Below are 16714 nucleotides of genomic sequence, written 5' to 3'. Positions count from 1 at the left end.
TTATGAAAAAAATATTACTATTCACCATAATAATGGTGTCCTTGGCTTCCAATGCTCAAATTTCAATAACGGGTGTTGTTCGAGATTCTATTGGAGAACCTTTAGAAATGGCAAATGTGATCGCTTTAGATACAGTTGCAAAAAAAATTAGTTCTTTCGGTTTTACAGACGCTAAAGGTTTTTTTAAATTAGATGTAAGTAACAATACTACTTATAATATTAAAATAAGTTATGTAGGTTATAAAGAAATTAGTGAGTTTATAAAAACAAAAGAAACAGACATCAGAAAAAATTATACCATGTACGAAGACAACATGTTAGATGGTATAAATATTGTCACCAAAATACCTGTTACTATTAGTGGAGATACTATAATTTACAATGCAGATTCTTTTAAAAACGGGTCTGAAAGAAAGTTAGAAGACGTTCTTAAAAAATTACCAGGCGTAGAAATTAATGCTGCAGGTGAAATAGAAGTTGAAGGTAAAAGAGTAGAGAAAATAATGGTAGATGGGAAAGAGTTTTTTAGTGGAGACACAAAATTAGCATCAAAAAACATCCCTTCTAATGCAGTTGATAAAATTCAGGTTTTAAGAAATTTTGGTGATGTTAGTCAATTAAGTGGCGTTCAAAATAATCAAGATAGAGTTGCTATAAACATCAAACTAAAAGAGGGTAAAAAGAACTTTTGGTTTGGCGATATTTCATTAGGTGCAGGTACAGCACCTGGAACAGGTTTGTATCTTTTTCAACCAAAACTATTTTACTATTCACCTAAATATACCATTAATGTTATTGGTGATTTAAATAACATTGGAGACGTCGTTTTAAGTAGAAGAGATTTAAGAGGTTTTGGATCTAATTTCCAAAGTCAAAGTCCTTCTAATGGAACAAATATTAGTATTGCAGATGCAGGAATCGGTTTTTTAACGGCAAGCGCAAGAAATGCAAATAGAATTGAAACAAAATTATCTGCAGCAAACTTTAGTTATTCTCCAAATCCAAAATTAGATTTAAGTGGATTTTTAATTTGGTCTAGCAATAGCAATGGGCAAAGAAATATCACTGAAATAGATTATATCGACCCAAATACTCCAGACGATTTTGTTGATAACACAACTGACCAAACAAGTAACTCTGGCTTATTTCGTTTAAGTTCAGTTTACAAAAAGGATTTTAACAATCAATTAAATTATAACGTTGCAGGTCGTTTTTCTAACGAGTTTAGAACCGATAACGTAAATTCAAGAGTTTTAAGTGATATTACTGAAAATGAAAGGTCTACACCTTTTACAATTAATCAGGATTTTAGTTATTTCTACACAGCTAACGAAAATAACATTTTTGCTTTGGAGGTAAAACATTTGTTACAAGACGAAGATCCTTTTTATGTGGCTTCTTTAGAGAATGATCCTAATAACAATAACCCAACAAACGACCCAGCATTAGAGCCTTTTGAGGATGGTTTTGATGATGCAGCATTAAGTTTAGGTTTAGATAGAAGCAATCAGTTTTACAATTTAGAACAAGATAGAAAAGTAAAAACAAATCAATTAGATGCAAAATTAGATTACTACTACATCTTAAATCAAAAAAGTAATTTAAATTTTGTTGCTGGTACTATTTTAAGTTCTCAAAACTTTAATTCGAGGTTTTTTCAAATTTTAGATAATGGAACTGAATTAGATCCAAATCCTACAAATATTGCAGGGAGTGCAAATCCAGAAACTAGAAATGATACTCAGTACAATTTTACAGATATCTATGCAGGTGTAAGATATCGTTTAAAAGCGGGTATTTTTACAATAACTCCAGGGTTTACAGTGCACTCTTACAATTCGAATAATACACAATATGGTACTGAAACTTTTGAAGATACATTCGCGAAGTTTTTACCAGAATTTGATGTGGTAGCGCAATTTAAAAGAAGTGAAAGTTTAAACTTCAGTTATAAGCAAGAAGTTAATTTTACGGATGTAAATCAAATTGCTAGAGGTATTGTGGCAAATAACTACAATTCATTTTTTGCTGGAAATGCAAACTTAATAAACTCAAGTTTCCATAACGTAACTTTAAACTATAGAAGCTTTAATTTATTTAATAACAGTAATGTTTTTGCAAGAATAAATTATAGAAAAACAGCAGATCAGGTAAATAGAAATACTATTTTCGAACCAGGTTCTGTAGTTTCTAGTGCAACAACTATTAATTCTCCTTTTGATAATGAGAGTCTTACCTCCTTTGCAAGAATTGGTAAAACGTTTAAAAAAATAAGAACTTCTTTAGGTGGTAATTTTACCTATAGTAAAACCTATCAATTTATCAATTCTGTAGAAAATACCAACGAAAGTTTTAATAAAGGTATCAATACAAGTATTGGTACTAATTTCACAAAAGCACCAAACGTTAGTTTACGTTATAATGTATCTTTTCAAGATCAAAGTAACAGTTCAAGACCTGTAGATATTAATACTGTAATACATACACCTTCTATAGATTTCGATGCATATTTGTGGAATTCTGTAACACTAACTTCCGATTTTTCTTACACAGACCAAAGACAAAATGGGGCTACTACAAATACATTTAGTATTTGGAATGCAAAAATAGCTTACAGAAAAGACAAAGATGCGAAAATGGAATACGAATTAGTGGGTAACAACTTGCTAGCAACTGGTTCTCAGGCTTCTGTAAGTCAAAGTGTTATTTCTTTTAGAACAAGTGAAACATTTATTCTACCAAGATTTATAAGCTTTAGATTGCGTTACCAATTGTAACCTAAATACATAAAACTTTATGATAAAATGGCTCAAGATTGAGCCATTTTTTTATTTTAGCACCATGAGTTTATTAGCTTCGAAACGAATGAAAAACATTCGCAAAATTCGATTTAAAATAGCTAATACCTAAACTAAATTTAGAAAAAACACGTTACATAATTAGTAAATCATATATACAAAAATGTCCATAAAGGTTATATCAGTTTCAAAAAATTATTCGAATCAAAAAGCATTAAAAGAGGTTGCTTTTTCTGCTGATAAAGGAGATGTTATCGGTTTTTTGGGTCCAAATGGTGCAGGAAAATCTACCATGATGAAAATCTTAACAGGCTTTATAAAGCCGAATTCTGGTGAAGTTTTTGTAAATGAGATTGATGTTTTGAAAGAACCTTTAAAAGCACAAAAAACGATTGGATATTTACCAGAACACAATCCTTTGTATGCAGATATGTATGTGCGTGAATATTTGCAATTTCAAGCATTGATCTTTAAAGTTGATAAAAGTCAAATAGAAATCTGTATTAAAAAAGTGGGTTTAGAAGAAGAAGCTCATAAAAAAATACATCAATTATCTAAAGGATATCAACAAAGAGTTGGTTTGGCCGCTGCTATTTTGCACAATCCATCAGTATTAATTTTAGATGAACCTACAACTGGTTTAGACCCAAATCAATTAGTAGAAATTCGAGAATTAATCAAAGAATTGGGCAAGGAAAAAACAGTTTTATTTTCTACACATATTATGCAAGAAGTTGAGGCTGTTTGTAATAGAGTTATCATCATCAAAAAAGGGGAGATTTTAATTGATAAAAAACTATCTGAACTCAAACAAAATAACCAACAAACGATAGAAGTTACTTTTGATGTTAAAGTTGATGAACCACTTTTTAAAAAATTACCCAATGTAATTACTTGTAAAAATAATGACGGTTTTACTTGGCAAATCACTTTTGAAAGTAAGGAAGATATGCGTCCAAAAATCTTTGATTTTGCACAAGAAAATAGACTTAAAATTTTAGAATTAAATTCAAAAAATAAAAATTTAGAAACGCTATTTAGAGAGGTTACAATTTAGGTTTTCACATGCTTGTCATTTCTGCTTAGGCAGGTATCTATTGTAACTTAATTCAACTTATATTTAATCTGCTGACTTTCTAAAGTGGCCAATAATTCGTTTGTAATATGAATATTTGTATTTCTGCTTGGCAAACTCATTTTAATTTGTTCTTTTTCATCTACAATTGTAAAATTTAATTTTTGACTACCAGATTTATTCTTTAAAATACTTTCTAAATTCAGAATTGTATGTGCATTAATTTCGGTTAAAGAAAGCTCAATAGTTACTTTTTTACAAAGTGTATCCATAATATCGTGCAACAATTTCATTTCTGTAAACTTCAATCTTGGTTCACCTACAACTCCTTCTTTGCTTGTCCAACCTGCTTGAATTGTAGCACGCACAAATAAGAAAGAATTTAAAGATAAAAAGTGTTTCATTTTTAAATAATCTTCGCCAAAAATTCGAAACTCATGATTGTCTCCATAATCTTCTATAAAAAAAGAAGCCCAACCTTTTCCAGCTTTAGAAACTCTATGCTGCACGTCTGTAATTATACCAGCAAAGGATAAATTCATTCCAACATATTTTGTAAGATCACCCTTAAAATGTTTTAAAGTAGCGTTGCAAAAAATCATCTCATTTTTAAAATCGTCTAAAGGATGTGCAGAAATATAAATACCAATTACTTCTTTTTCTTGGGATAATAATTCCATTGTTCCCCAAGTTTCGCAATTAGGAATTTCTGGTTCAGGAAACTGAATTTTAGAAGCCTCACCAAATAAAGAAACTTGAGCCGAGTTTTCGTTTTCTTGGTATTTACTCCCAAATTTCATAGCACGTTCTAGAAATGTAATTCCTTTTTCATCAACAGCAAAATATTGAGCTCTATGGGTATCAGTAAAAGAATCGAAAGCACCTGCTTTTACTAAACTATCAAAAGATTTTTTGTTGGCTGCTCTTAAATCTACACGTTTTGCCAAATCAAAAATGGATGAAAAATTTCCATTTTCTTTTCGTTCTTTAATAATGGCTTTCACAGCAGAGGCTCCAACACCTTTTACAGCAGCCATTCCAAAACGTACAGCGCCTTCTTTATTTACCGAAAATTTTAAGTAAGACTCGTTAATATCTGGACCTAAAACTGCTAACCCCATTCTTTTGCATTCTTCCATAAAAAAAGAAACAGATTTGATGTCATTCATGTTATTAGATAAAACAGATGCCATATATTCTGCAGGATAATGTGCTTTTAAATAAGCAGTTTGATAAGCAATCATTGCATAGCAAGTAGAGTGACTTTTGTTAAAAGCGTAACTTGCAAAGGCTTCCCAATCTTTCCAGATTTTTTCTAATTTCTCTGAATCATGGCCATTCGCAGCAGCTTGTTCTATAAACTGCGGTTTCATTTTATCTAAAACAGATGCTTGTTTTTTACCCATTGCTTTTCGTAAAACGTCGGCTTCACCTTTGGTAAAATTGGCTAATTTTTGCGAAAGCAACATTACTTGCTCTTGGTAAACTGTAATTCCATAAGTTTCTGCCAAATACTCTTCCATTGCTGGCAAATCGTATTCAATATCTTCACTACCATGTTTTCTATTGATAAAACTTGGAATGTATTCCATTGGTCCAGGTCTGTACAAGGCGTTCATAGCAATTAAATCGCCAAAAACAGTTGGTTTTAAAGATCGCATGTGTTTTTGCATTCCTGGAGATTCGTATTGAAAAATACCTACTGTTTCTCCTTTCTGGAAAAGCTCGTATGTTTTTTCATCATCTAAAGGAAAATTCTCAGGATCTAAATCTATATTGTGTTTTGCTTTTACAATTTTTACGGTGTCTTTAATTAAAGTCAACGTTTTTAATCCTAAGAAATCCATTTTTAACAAACCTGCAGACTCTACAACAGAGTTGTCAAATTGCGTAACATACATGTCTGAATCTTTTGCCAAAGCAACAGGTACATAATTGGTTATATCTCCTGGAGTAATGATTACTCCACAAGCGTGAATTCCTGTATTTCTTACAGAGCCCTCTAAAATGGTGGCTTTATTTACAGTTTCTGAAGCCAAATCATTTCCATAGGAAATGTTTACCAACTCTTCTACTAATATTTTTTCTTCCGATCTTAAACCAGCAACTTTTGCTTTGCTTCTTTCATCATCACCAAAAATATTTTTTAGTTTGATATTGGGAATTAATTTTGCAATTCTATCTGCTTCAAAAAGAGGTAAGTCTAAAACTCTTGCTGTATCTCTAATAGATGATTTTGCAGCCATGGTTCCATATGTAATAATCTGTGCAACTTGGTTTGCGCCATATTTGTTAATTACATAATCCATTACGCGTCCACGACCTTCATCATCAAAATCGATATCTATATCTGGCATAGAAACACGTTCTGGATTTAAGAAACGCTCAAAAAGTAAATCGTATTTTATAGGATCTATATTTGTAATCCACAAGCAATAAGCAACCACAGAACCTGCAGCAGAACCACGACCTGGCCCTACAGCAACATCCATATTTCTGGCTTCTCGTATAAAATCTTCTACAATTAAAAAGTAACCAGGATACCCTGTATTTTTTATAACAGATAATTCAAAATCTAATCGTTCTTTTATAGAATCCGTAATTTCTCCATAACGTTTTTTGGCACCAACAAAAGTTAAGTATTCTAAGTATTTATTTTCTCCACGTTTTCCTCCATCTTTTGTGTCTTCTAAGTTTTTAAATTCAGTTGGAATATCAAAAGCTGGCAATAAAACTTCTCTGGCTAGCGTAAAAATTTCAATTTTATCTACAATTTCTTGAATGTTTATAATAGCTTCTGGAATATCTAAAAACAAGGTTTTCATTTCTTCTGAAGACTTAAAATAATATTCCTCATTAGGCAAGCCATATCTGTAACCACGTCCTTTACCAATTGGTGTGGCTTGTTTTTCTCCATCTTTTACACATAACAAAATATCGTGCGCATTTGCATCTTTCTTTTCTAAATAAAATGTGTTGTTGGTTGCAACAATTTTTATGTTGTGCTTTTTAGAAAATTTTAATAAAGTTTCATTTACAATGGTTTCATCTTGTTGATTATGACGCATCAACTCGATATAGAAATCGTCTTTAAATTCTTCTTTCCACCAAAGCAAAGCTTCTTCTGCTTGCGCTTCTCCAACATTTAAAATTTTATTGGGAACTTCACCATATAAGTTTCCTGTTAAAACTATAATATCTTCTTTATACTTTTTAATGATTTCTCTATCTATTCTTGGCACATAATAAAATCCATCAATAAAAGCGATGGAAGACATTTTTGCTAAATTGTGATATCCTTTTTTGTTTTTTGCCAATAACACAACTTGATAACCATTGTCTTTTTGCGATTTATTTTTATGGTCTTCACAGATATTAAATTCACACCCAATTATTGGTTTCATTGGTGTTTCCGCACTTTTATTATGCATTAAAACTGCATTTACAAAATGGAAAGCAGCCATCATATTTGCTGTGTCTGTCATTGCAACTGCAGGCATATTATCTGCTGCTGCTGCTGCCACAATATTTGTAATTTGCATGGTAGATTGCAAAACAGAAAACTGAGTATGATTGTGTAAGTGTGAAAATTGAACATCTTTTAACTCTTCTAAACCAACAGAAGTCGATTTTAAATTATTAGATTCTTTTAGCTTTTCAAGACTTTTACGAATTTTATTACTTTCTTTTTTAAGATTGATGTGTTTTAAACCAATTATCTGTATTGGTTTTGGATTCGCTTTACTGTACTTTTCAAAGTAATCAGCATCCACATCTAATTCTTCTTTTGTGAACTCTCTAAGTCGAATTAATTCTAAAAAACAACGTGTTGTAGCTTCTACATCTGCAGTTGCATTGTGAGCTTCAGCAAAATCTATCCCAAATAAATGCTTGTGTAATTCTGTTAATGTTGGTAATTTAAATTTACCATATCTACCCCCAGGAAGCTGGCACATTAGTGCTGTTTTTTCTGTACAAGTATCTAAAATTGGTAGTGAATTTAATTTTGTTTGTATGGATGTTCTATGAAATTCGCAACCCATAATATTAAGGTCGAATTCCACATTTTGCCCAACAATAAACTTGGTTTTCTCTAAAACTTCATTAAATAATTCAATTGCTTTTTCTAAAGGAATACCATCTTTTTGTGCTAATTCAGTAGAAATTCCATGAATTCTTTCAGCATCAAAAGGGATGTTAAATCCATCTGGTTGTATTAGAAAATCGTTGTTTTCTAATAAATTTCCCATTTCATCATGTAGTTGCCAAGCAATTTGAATACACCTAGGCCAATTGTCTGTATCTGTTATTGGAGCGTTCCAACTTTTTGGCAAGCCTGTGGTTTCTGTATCAAAAATTAAGTACATAAATAGCGTATTTTTGCTGATGAATTAGGAGATTTAAAATTACAAAAACACGAATGATTTTTAGAGTATAATTTATGTTGACTTATCAACAAAATCAGCATTTTTCATCTCTGAGAAAATAAGCAAACTTTAAATATTTTCAATTAAAAGTTTTTGTATATTTGCGCCCACTTATCACGAGATGATAAGATTTTTAATAACAAAGGTCGAGAACCTTAAAAAATTAATAAATTATGTCAGTAAAAATTAGATTACAAAGACACGGAAAAAAGGGTAAACCATTTTATTGGATTGTTGCTGCTGATGCTCGTGCAAAAAGAGATGGTAAATACTTAGAAAAAATAGGTACTTACAACCCAAATGTGAACCCAGCAGAGATTGATTTAGATGTTGATGGGGCTGTAAAATGGTTGCAAAATGGAGCACAACCAACAGACACTGCAAAAGCTATTTTGTCTTACAAAGGGGCTATGTTAAAAAATCATTTAGCAGGTGGTGTTCGTAAAGGAGCTTTAACCGAAGAACAAGCAGAAGCTAAATTTACGGCTTGGTTAGAAGAAAAAGCTACAAAAATTTCTGATAAAGCAGCTGGATTATCTAAAGCACAATCTGAGGCTAAAGCAAAAGCATTTGCTGCTGAAAAAGCGGTGAATGAAGCTAGAATCGAAGCAGCTAAACCTGTTGTTGAAGAGGTTGTAGAGGAAGTTGTTGCAGAAGTAGAAGAAACTGCAGAAGCTACAGAAGAAAAATCAGCTGAATAAAACTTTTATACAATAATGCGTAAAGAGAATTGTTTTTACTTAGGCAGAATTGTAACAAAGTATAGTTTTAAAGGTGAAGTTATTATCAAGTTAGATACTGACGAGCCTGAGTTGTATACAGAAATGGAATCAGTTTACGTCGAGTTTGGCAATAATCTGGTTCCATTTTTTATTGAAAAAAGTTCACTTCACAAAGGAAACCAATTGCGTGTTCAGTTTGAGGATGTCTATTCTGAAGAAGAGGCAGATTCTATTTTAAAATGTGGTGTTTATCTTCCTTTGGATTTGTTGCCGAAATTATCTGGAGATAAGTTTTATTACCACGAAGTAATTGGCTATAAGGTAATTGATGTTAATTTTGGAGAGGTTGGAATTATCGTTCATATTAACGACAAAGCTGCACAGCCATTATTTGAAATAGATAGGGAAGGAGAAGAAATTTTTATTCCTATGGTAGATGAGTTTATTAAAAAAGTAGATAAAGTTAATAAAACAATAGAAGTTACAACTCCAGAAGGATTAATAGATTTGTATTTATCCTAAAATTTAGGAAAACTAGAGAGGTGCAAGAGCGGTTTATCTGGCTACCCTGGAAAGGTAGTATACTAGAAATGGTATCGAGGGTTCGAATCCCTTCCTCTCTGCGAAATAATTTTTAAACTTTAAATTAAATAATTAGTTTAAAAACCTGCATCGTAATCGAAACTGATTTCTGCATATTCACCATTTCTACCTCTATCTGCATCCTCAAGAACTAAAACGTCATCAACATACAATTTTACAGAAAGTTCTGCTGTACTTGGGTTATTTCTATAGCCTACTCCATTAATGTATCTAAAATTATACTTTTCAAATTTTAATATAAAAGGTATAGCCTCACCTGATGAATCATATTCAAATTCATGAATAACAATAGGATATGTATTTGTTTTATAATCAAAATAACTAATTCTAATTTCGTCGAAATTTGGTTCTGTAGTATCAAACTCCAATACTACAACTCTGTTCGCTTTAATAATTTCATTTTCTTTTACTTGGTCAGCGCTTTCAGTTGTGCATCCGATAAGTAAAAGAATATTAAAAATGTATATTAATTTTTTCATTATTTTGTATTTGCTGTAAATTTACAAAATCTTAGTCTCTGATTATAATTTTTTTAATTGCTACTTTTTCATCGACATAAATCTTAATTAAATAGAGTCCTGATTTTAAAGTAGAAATGTTTATGTTTTTAAAATTTGCTTCTTCTAAACTAATTAATTTACCTAGCGTTGAAAATATTTCAATTTTATCGATGTTTTCATTCGTTTTAATCTGTAATCTATCTGATGCAGGGTTTGGGTATATCACAAACTTTGAGCTAAAAAAATCGTCTGTGGTTGCAGTATTATTTTGGTATACTCTAACATAATCTATCACCATACTACTTTCTGTAAAATTAGCATCTGGAGTGCCAGAATAACCGCCAATAGCAATATTTAATAATAAAAACTGATCAAGATCAAAAGGCCAAGTTGCAGCATTTTTCACACTTGGATTATAAGTGTAATACCCAACACCATCAATTAAAAAAGTAATTTGGTTAGGAGACCAATTCATTGAATAAATATGGTAATTTTCAGCTACGTTTGGTAATGTTTTTTTAGCCGTGTTTTGTGTATTTCCAGAACTAGATGGTGTGTGCAAAGCGCTAGAAACTTCGTTAGTAGCGTGTAAGCCATGTTCCATTATATCAATTTCTCCACATGCTGGCCAGTTTGTAGTACCAAAACCTTGTGTTTGCCAATAACCACCTGTTTCTGTGATGTTTTTACCTAAAGTCCAAATAGCAGGCCAAGTACCATTGCCTTCTGGTAATTTAGCGCGCACATCAACTCTACCATATGTAAAAGCAAACTTAGAGTTTAGCCTTGCAGAGGTATAGTTTAAAGAAACACCATTTAAATTTTTAGTTTCTTTTTTTGCAACAATGTGTAAATTACCATCAGCAACAAAAGAATTTGTTTCGCTATCTGTGTAATGTTGTAACTCATTATTAAACCATCTACCACCATTTGGACCAAAAGTTTGATGGTACCATTTGGCTGTATCTAAGGTTCCACTATCAAATTCATCTGACCAAACTAAATTTGTATAGATAATATCTATTGCATTTGGATCTGTAGCTTCAGAGCCATTATTAATGTCATCCATATGAAAACTAGCAGGAGGTTTATTTGAAATCCCTTTATCGATAAAAATTGTTAATCTATTATAGTCTCCTGTAGCGTTTATTGTAGAACCATCTGATGCAACTTTTGCTGCTGAAAAATCAAACTGAATATTATTAAACCAAGTCCTTGGTGCGCCAGATATGTTAGCAACTACTTCTATATCTGGGTTCGTATTTCCTTGCTCTAACCTTAAGGTAATTGCATGTGCATCTCCATCATATTTAAAAAAATCTAAAGTGATAATTTTATTGGTGTCTAAATTAATGGATTGTGATAAATCGATATAAAATCCTTGAGAATCATTAGAGTTGTTGCCATCCATAAAAAAACGCCCCACCTTATCAGAAGAATCTTGTTCATTAGTAAAAATGTCGAATTTATTAGGAGGACTTACATTTGAGTTTTCATTAAATACTGTGAATGTATGAGAATTACTAGAAAAATCTAGTGGCATTTGCTGAGAAGATATTGGTAATGAAAGTGTTGAAAGTATTAAAATTAAAACATAATGAATTCTCATATTTGATTTTTTTTAAGTTTTTTCAAAATTAAACTTTAAGCATTTACGATTAAAAGATATTACCCATACAATAGCCATACAGTTAAAATAATTAACAATATTTTACATTATTTTTGAGCCATGAACAAACCTTTTCAATTTAAAGAGTTTATAGTGAATCAAGATAAGTCAGCTATGAAAATTGGCACAGATGCAGTTTTGTTGGGTGCTTGGTGTTCTGTTGATCATTATCTTGATACTATTTTAGATATTGGTTCAGGTACAGGAATTATTGCATTAATGTTGGCCCAGCGTTCGGACGCATTAACTATTGATGCTGTTGAAATTGATGAAAACGCATACGAACAAACTGTTGCCAATTTTGAAGAATCAGATTGGGCAGATAGATTGTATTGCTATAATTCTAGCTTCCAAGAATTTGCGAAAGAAATTTCAGAAGAGGAAGAAACCTATGATTTAATTATTTCTAACCCACCTTTTTACACGGATAACTTCGAAACTGAAAATGATGCTAGAAACAAAGCGCGTTTTACAAGTTCTTTATCTTTTTTAGAATTGATTACTGGTGTTGTAAAAATTCTTTCGTCGAATGGAAAATTTGCAGTTGTAATTCCTTACAAAGAAGAAGAAATTTTCATCAACCTTGCAAAAGAAAATAAATTATTCTTGAACAGAATTTGTAGAGTTCAAGGTAATCCTACATCAGAGATAAAAAGAACTTTGCTGGAGTTTTCTTTTTATCAATCAGAAATTACAGAAGAACATTTAATCATAGAAATAGAACGTCATCAATACACAGAACAATATATCAGTTTGACAAAGGATTTTTATTTAAAAATGTAAATTTATAATTATTCTTCTATGGTAAAATCATAATTGACATGAGCATAAGCTAAATCTGTTCCAGTGGCTTCATCTTCAAAAACTAATACATCATTAATATATATTTGAACTTTTAAACTAGAGTCAAGATTGTTTTTTCTGTAAGCTTCACCCTCAATCATTTTATAGGCGTAATCTGCAAGTAATATAATCATTGGTTCTGGTTTCCCAGTGCTATCATATGAAAATTGTCCTGGCCCAAAAACCCATTCATCTGCATCAAAATCGTAATAAGAAACAACAATTTCATCGAAAATTAGTTTAGAAGTTGTTAATATAATTTCTACTTTTTTAGGAGTTATTTCTGTAATTTCTTCTTGTAATATTTCATTATTCGTTGTGCATGATAGCGTTAATAATATTGTAAATAAAAGCATTAAATTTTTCATTGTAATTTATTTTAAGTGTTTGTATTTCTATAAGTTAACAGAATAAACCGATTAACAGCATGTTTTAACACTTAATATAAAATTATTTTAAATTTGTATTTTATAAATTTAATTTAACCAATTACGTTGTTAGGATTATAACCTAAATAAGGTACTTCTTTTTCGGTGAATTCTATTCCATAATTTTTTAATTCCTTTAAAATAGGTTCGTACACTTCTTTAGAAATTGGTATTTGAACTCCTGGAGTTTTTATCTCTCCTTTTAAAATTTTTAAAGCTGCAATTGCAACTGGTAAACCTACAGTTTTAGCCATAGCTGTATACGTTTGATTCTCTCCTTTTACAACCAAACTACTCTCTATTTGACGTCTTTCGCCATTAATTTCATAGCCAAATAAATGTTGCATTACAACCATATCTCTATCTTTTTGTTGCAACGTCCAAGAGTCTTCTAAAATTTTTTGAAGCATTTGAGCTGGAGTAGCATTTGGAAGTTCAATTTTTTTCTTCGGATTAAAAATATCCAGCTCTATTAATTTTTCCCACATTACATCATCTTGATCAATTTTAAGATAAGAGCGTAATTTCAATTCTACAGAATCTGATGGAGAATAGGCTAAAAATAAGTTTACAAAATCTCGGTAACTCATGTTTTCAGAGTTTTCGATTGTATAAGAATCATCTGTCATTCCTAACTGAACAAAAAGATTCCAAGCTCTAGAAAAACCTACTTTTCTAATAGTTCCTCTGTACATTGTTGGTATATCATCTAAGCCATAAACGCTTCTATATTTTAAAGAATCTCTGTTAGCATAAGCCTCGTACTTATCTCCATTGATGTTTAAAAACTCTGTTCTTCTAAATAATTTATGATAAGGTAAGTATTTATAAGTGCCTTCTTGAATAAACATTGCAGCTCCACCTTGACCAGCTAAAACTACATTTCTAGGATTCCAGGTAAATTTATAATTCCATAAATTATCGTCACTTTCTGGAGCCACTAAACCACCGCAAAATGATTCAAACAATAACATTTTAGCACCTTTTTTTCGAATGCCATCAATTACTTGCATAGAACTCATGTGGTCTAAACCTGGATCAAGGCCAATTTCATTCATAAAAATCAATCCATTTTCCTTAGCAGCTTTGTCTAAAGTTTTCATTTCTTTCGATACATAAGATGCAGTTACCAAATGTTTTTTATAAGTAATACAATCTTTGGCAACTTCTATGTGAAATCTTGCAGGCAACATAGAAATTACAATATCTGATTTTTCAATAGCTGTTTCACGTTCAGTTTTATTAAAAACATCTAAAACTATTGCCTTCGCATTTTTATGATTTAGTATTAATTTTGAAGAATTTTCTTTAGAGATGTCTCCAATGGTTAGAAAAATGTTTTCTGAATTTGATTTGTCTAATAAGTATTTAATTAAAGAAGAACTCGATTTTCCTGCACCAATAATCAATATATTTTTCATAATAGAAAGCTGTATTTTTGTATTCGAACGAAGATACTATAAATGTTTAAAATTTAACAAAAACACACAAAAATGTTTAAAAATTTAATTATTGCTTGTTTTCTTGGATTATTTGCAGTTATTTTAGGTGCTTTTGGGGCACATGCACTCAAAGAAAGTGTAACAGCAGATCAATTATTAAGCTTTGAAACTGCGGTTCGTTATCAAATGTATCATGCAATTATTTTACTATTTGTTAATATTTATGAAGGTTTTTCTGTGAAACAAAAAAACAGCATTAGTTACCTTTTCTTTTTTGGAATTTTATTTTTTTCAGGTTCAATTTATCTCATTCAGTTAACATCAATTTCAGCGAAATCTATTTGGTTTGTAACACCTTTAGGGGGATTGTTTTTTATAATCGGTTGGATTTCAATGATTGTGATATTCGTAAAAAAGTATAGACACAAATAAAATATTTGTAAAAATAATAATATTTGAACATGGTTTTAAAATATTGTTTAATTTTGTACTTCATTAAAAACCTAAAAATATTGATATGGTAGATACAAATACGAAATCGATTTCGTTAAATAATCTAGGAATCAAAAATGCAACAATTCGTTATCAGTTAACTTCTAACGAATTACATCAAGAAACATTAGAAAAAGGTCAAGGGGTTGAATCTTCTTTAGGCGCAATTGCTGTAAATACAGGAGAGTTTACAGGGCGTTCGCCTATGGATCGTTTTATTGTAAAAGATACTATTACGAAAGATGAAGTTTGGTGGAGCAAAATAAATTTACCTTTTGAAGAAGATAAATTCGACAAATTATATGACAAAGTAGTAGCTTATTTATCAGAAAAAGAAATTTTTGTGAGAGATAGTTATGCTTGTGCAGATAAAGATTACAAATTAAATATTCGTGTGGTGAACGAATATCCTTGGAGTAATATGTTTGCTTACAATATGTTTTTAAGGCCAACAGAAGAAGAGTTAAAAGGCTTTACACCTGAATGGACAGTAATAAATGCTCCAGGTTTTATGGCAGATGCAGAGGTTGATGGAACTCGCCAACATAATTTTGCGATTTTAAATTTTAGTAAAAAAATTGCCTTAATTGGTGGTACAGGTTATACAGGTGAAATTAAAAAAGGAATTTTTTCGGCTCTAAATTTTATTTTACCCATGTACAAAAACACTTTACCTATGCACTGTTCTGCAAACGTAGGTAAAGATGGAGATACTGCTATTTTCTTTGGACTTTCTGGAACAGGAAAAACAACATTATCTACAGATCCAAATAGAAGTTTAATTGGTGATGATGAACATGGTTGGACTGCAGAAAACACCGTTTTTAACTTTGAAGGTGGTTGTTATGCAAAAGTGATTAACTTATCAGAAGAACAAGAACCAGAAATATTTGCTGCCATTAAAAAAGGGGCAATTTTGGAAAATGTAGTGATGGATGAAAATGGTGTTATCGATTTTGCTGATACATCAATCACTCAAAACACAAGAGTTAGTTACCCAATTTATCATATAGACAATATACAAGAACCATCAATTGGTAAAAATCCAAAAAATATTTTCTTTTTAACTGCAGATGCTTTTGGAGTTCTACCTCCAATATCTAAATTAACACCAGCTCAAGCAGCTTATCATTTTATATCTGGTTACACAGCAAAAGTAGCAGGAACAGAAGCAGGAGTTACAGAACCAACTCCAAATTTTTCAGCTTGTTTTGGTGCTCCTTTTATGCCTTTACATCCTACAAGGTATGCAGAAATGTTAAGCGAAAAAATGAAAGAAGCCAACGTAAATGTTTGGTTGGTAAACACAGGTTGGTCTGGAGGTAAATATGGAGTTGGTAGAAGAATGCCTTTAAAATATACTAGAGCAATGATTACTGCAGTTTTAAATGGAGAATTGGGAGATTATACGTATGAAAATTATCACATTCATTCAGTTTTTGGAGTTGCGCAACCAAGATCTTGTCCTGGAGTTCCTACAGAATTGCTAAGCCCAAGAACGACTTGGAATAATGATGATGCTTATTACGAAACTGCTTTTAAATTATCGAACGCATTTAGGCATAATTTTAAACAATTCGAAGAATTCGCTAGTGAAGAAATTCGCAGAGGAGGACCTCAAAGATATGCGTATTAAACATAAAATATAAAAACCTAAATTTTAGAAAGCACCTCAATTAAGAGGTGTTTTTCTTTTTAAAAAAGTATCTTTATTC

The 16714-nt window shown here is 31.0% G+C and carries 12 protein-coding genes and 1 tRNA gene; 8 read left to right on the top strand and 5 right to left on the bottom strand.

Annotated features, from left to right (window positions below):
* Positions 1-2 precede the first annotated feature (2 nt).
* Positions 3-2777 (top strand): carboxypeptidase-like regulatory domain-containing protein, encoded by a 2775-nt coding sequence (locus tag WAO74_RS02745; RefSeq protein ID WP_422159474.1) that lies wholly within the window; start codon positions 3-5, stop codon positions 2775-2777.
* A gap of 184 nt (positions 2778-2961) precedes the next feature.
* Complete coding sequence (gene gldA / locus WAO74_RS02740) at positions 2962-3855, top strand: gliding motility-associated ABC transporter ATP-binding subunit GldA (RefSeq protein WP_422159472.1); 894 nt, start codon at positions 2962-2964, stop codon at positions 3853-3855.
* A gap of 47 nt (positions 3856-3902) precedes the next feature.
* Here the strand turns inward: gldA and dnaE are convergent, their stop codons facing one another.
* Positions 3903-8240, bottom strand: coding sequence for a DNA polymerase III subunit alpha (gene dnaE / locus WAO74_RS02735; RefSeq protein ID WP_422159470.1), 4338 nt, complete (start codon positions 8238-8240; stop codon positions 3903-3905).
* A 233-nt stretch (positions 8241-8473) separates the two neighbouring features.
* Here dnaE and WAO74_RS02730 point away from each other — a divergent pair, with 233 nt between their 5' ends.
* The 3 genes from WAO74_RS02730 (at position 8474) to WAO74_RS02720 (ending at position 9645) form a co-directional block, all read left to right on the top strand.
* Entirely contained in the window at positions 8474-9001 is a 528-nt protein-coding gene (locus WAO74_RS02730; protein WP_422159468.1) for a 30S ribosomal protein S16, read from the top strand.
* Positions 9002-9016: 15 nt separating this feature from the next.
* Entirely contained in the window at positions 9017-9544 is a 528-nt protein-coding gene (gene rimM / locus WAO74_RS02725; protein ID WP_422159466.1) for a ribosome maturation factor RimM, read from the top strand.
* Positions 9545-9558: 14 nt separating this feature from the next.
* Positions 9559-9645, top strand: a tRNA-Ser gene (locus tag WAO74_RS02720).
* A 36-nt stretch (positions 9646-9681) separates the two neighbouring features.
* Here the strand turns inward: WAO74_RS02720 and WAO74_RS02715 are convergent.
* The gene (locus WAO74_RS02715; protein WP_422159464.1) at positions 9682-10104 is read right to left on the bottom strand and encodes a hypothetical protein; all 423 of its coding nucleotides are present in this window, start codon (positions 10102-10104) and stop codon (positions 9682-9684) included.
* A gap of 31 nt (positions 10105-10135) precedes the next feature.
* Positions 10136-11734, bottom strand: coding sequence for a family 16 glycosylhydrolase (locus tag WAO74_RS02710; RefSeq protein WP_422159463.1), 1599 nt, complete (start codon positions 11732-11734; stop codon positions 10136-10138).
* A gap of 120 nt (positions 11735-11854) precedes the next feature.
* Here WAO74_RS02710 and WAO74_RS02705 point away from each other — a divergent pair, with 120 nt between their 5' ends.
* On the top strand, positions 11855-12577 hold the full coding sequence (locus tag WAO74_RS02705) for a tRNA1(Val) (adenine(37)-N6)-methyltransferase (protein WP_422159461.1): 723 nt from the start codon (positions 11855-11857) through the stop codon (positions 12575-12577).
* Between the two features lie 8 nt (positions 12578-12585).
* Here the strand turns inward: WAO74_RS02705 and WAO74_RS02700 are convergent, their stop codons facing one another.
* Together WAO74_RS02700 and WAO74_RS02695 are read right to left on the bottom strand one after the other, a co-directional pair.
* Positions 12586-13005 carry a hypothetical protein gene (locus tag WAO74_RS02700; protein ID WP_422159460.1) on the bottom strand — a complete coding sequence of 140 codons (420 nt, stop codon included), beginning with the start codon at positions 13003-13005 and terminating at the stop codon, positions 12586-12588.
* 113 nt (positions 13006-13118) lie between these two features.
* Positions 13119-14486: a saccharopine dehydrogenase family protein gene (locus WAO74_RS02695; protein WP_422159459.1), complete on the bottom strand. Its 1368-nt coding sequence runs from the start codon at positions 14484-14486 to the stop codon at positions 13119-13121.
* Positions 14487-14558: 72 nt separating this feature from the next.
* Between WAO74_RS02695 and WAO74_RS02690 the strand changes: the two genes are divergently transcribed.
* Positions 14559-14939: a DUF423 domain-containing protein gene (locus WAO74_RS02690; protein ID WP_422159457.1), complete on the top strand. Its 381-nt coding sequence runs from the start codon at positions 14559-14561 to the stop codon at positions 14937-14939.
* Positions 14940-15024: 85 nt separating this feature from the next.
* Positions 15025-16635: a phosphoenolpyruvate carboxykinase (ATP) gene (gene pckA, locus WAO74_RS02685; protein WP_422159455.1), complete on the top strand. Its 1611-nt coding sequence runs from the start codon at positions 15025-15027 to the stop codon at positions 16633-16635.
* The last annotated feature ends 79 nt before the right edge of the window (positions 16636-16714 follow it).

Origin of the sequence: Polaribacter sp. (assembly GCF_049276715.1) — a bacterium.
Taxonomy (GTDB): domain Bacteria; phylum Bacteroidota; class Bacteroidia; order Flavobacteriales; family Flavobacteriaceae; genus Polaribacter.
Note: the sequence above shows the minus strand (reverse complement) of the source record. Positions and strands in the feature narration are given on the sequence as shown.

Bases quoted from the DNA above. Each gene is read 5' to 3' on its own strand.
- dnaE (WP_422159470.1), bottom strand. From the start codon at position 8,240: ATGTACTTAATTTTTGATACAGAAACCACAGGCTTGCCAAAAAGTTGG.
- WAO74_RS02730 (WP_422159468.1), top strand. From the start codon at position 8,474: ATGTCAGTAAAAATTAGATTACAAAGACACGGAAAAAAGGGTAAACCA.
- gldA (WP_422159472.1), top strand. From the start codon at position 2,962: ATGTCCATAAAGGTTATATCAGTTTCAAAAAATTATTCGAATCAAAAA.
- WAO74_RS02745 (WP_422159474.1), top strand. From the start codon at position 3: ATGAAAAAAATATTACTATTCACCATAATAATGGTGTCCTTGGCTTCC.
- WAO74_RS02695 (WP_422159459.1), bottom strand. From the start codon at position 14,486: ATGAAAAATATATTGATTATTGGTGCAGGAAAATCGAGTTCTTCTTTA.
- WAO74_RS02715 (WP_422159464.1), bottom strand. From the start codon at position 10,104: ATGAAAAAATTAATATACATTTTTAATATTCTTTTACTTATCGGATGC.
- WAO74_RS02705 (WP_422159461.1), top strand. From the start codon at position 11,855: ATGAACAAACCTTTTCAATTTAAAGAGTTTATAGTGAATCAAGATAAG.
- rimM (WP_422159466.1), top strand. From the start codon at position 9,017: ATGCGTAAAGAGAATTGTTTTTACTTAGGCAGAATTGTAACAAAGTAT.
- pckA (WP_422159455.1), top strand. From the start codon at position 15,025: ATGGTAGATACAAATACGAAATCGATTTCGTTAAATAATCTAGGAATC.
- WAO74_RS02690 (WP_422159457.1), top strand. From the start codon at position 14,559: ATGTTTAAAAATTTAATTATTGCTTGTTTTCTTGGATTATTTGCAGTT.
- WAO74_RS02700 (WP_422159460.1), bottom strand. From the start codon at position 13,005: ATGAAAAATTTAATGCTTTTATTTACAATATTATTAACGCTATCATGC.
- WAO74_RS02710 (WP_422159463.1), bottom strand. From the start codon at position 11,734: ATGAGAATTCATTATGTTTTAATTTTAATACTTTCAACACTTTCATTA.